The organism is Marinibium conchae, from assembly GCF_015595035.1.
Lineage (GTDB): Bacteria > Pseudomonadota > Gammaproteobacteria > Enterobacterales > Alteromonadaceae > Glaciecola.
In genome coordinates this window covers 1-1031 of sequence record NZ_JADNRN010000010.1, presented here as the reverse complement: position 1 = coordinate 1031, position 1031 = coordinate 1, and the positions used below count along the sequence as shown (strand labels likewise).

Sequence of the window (1031 nt, the reverse complement as noted above, 5' to 3'; positions counted from 1 at the left end):
ACGCCTTCAGGAAGCTCTACTGCACCTGTTACGTCAGTTGTACGGAAGTAGAACTGTGGACGGTAACCTTTAAAGAAAGGAGTATGACGGCCACCTTCGTCTTTGCTTAGTACATATACTTCAGCTTCAAACTTAGTGTGTGGGTTGATTGAGCCAGGCTTAGCCAATACTTGACCACGCTCTACGTCTTCACGCTTAGTACCACGTAGAAGAACACCAACGTTCTCACCAGCACGACCTTCGTCTAGTAGCTTACGGAACATTTCAACACCAGTACAAGTCGTTTTAGTCGTATCTTTGATACCAACGATTTCTACTTCTTCACCTACTTTAACAATACCTTGCTCAACACGACCCGTTACAACTGTACCACGGCCTGAAATTGAGAATACATCTTCGATTGGAAGAATGAATGGCTTGTCGATGTCACGCTCAGGCTCTGGAATGTATGAATCCAATGCTTCGCCCAACTCGATGATTTTTGCTTCCCACTTCTCTTCGCCTTCTAGCGCTTTAAGTGCAGAACCTTGAATTACTGGCAAGTCGTCACCTGGGAATTCATATTCTGTAAGTAGCTCACGAACTTCCATTTCTACTAGTTCTAGTAGCTCTTCGTCGTCAACCATGTCACATTTGTTCATGAATACGATCATGTAAGGAATACCAACTTGGCGACCTAGCAAGATGTGCTCACGTGTTTGTGGCATAGGGCCGTCAGTTGCCGCAACAACCAAGATACCGCCGTCCATTTGAGCAGCACCAGTGATCATGTTCTTAACATAATCGGCGTGTCCTGGACAATCTACGTGTGCGTAGTGACGAGTTGGTGTGTCGTACTCTACGTGTGAAGTAGAGATGGTGATACCGCGCTCACGCTCTTCTGGAGCGTTGTCGATTTGATCAAATGCTTGAGCGTCACCGCCGTAAGTCTTTGCTAATACCGACGTGATTGCCGCTGTAAGAGTTGTTTTACCGTGGTCAACGTGGCCGATAGTACCAACGTTTACGTGTGGTTTATTACGTTCAAACTT

1 protein-coding gene is annotated in these 1031 nt (G+C 46.1%); it reads right to left on the bottom strand.

Annotation, left to right across the window (positions count from 1 at the left end):
• Positions 1 to 1031 (bottom strand): elongation factor Tu (tuf, locus tag ISG33_RS17035; RefSeq protein WP_195734851.1); only part of this gene is annotated, 1031 nt, incomplete at both ends.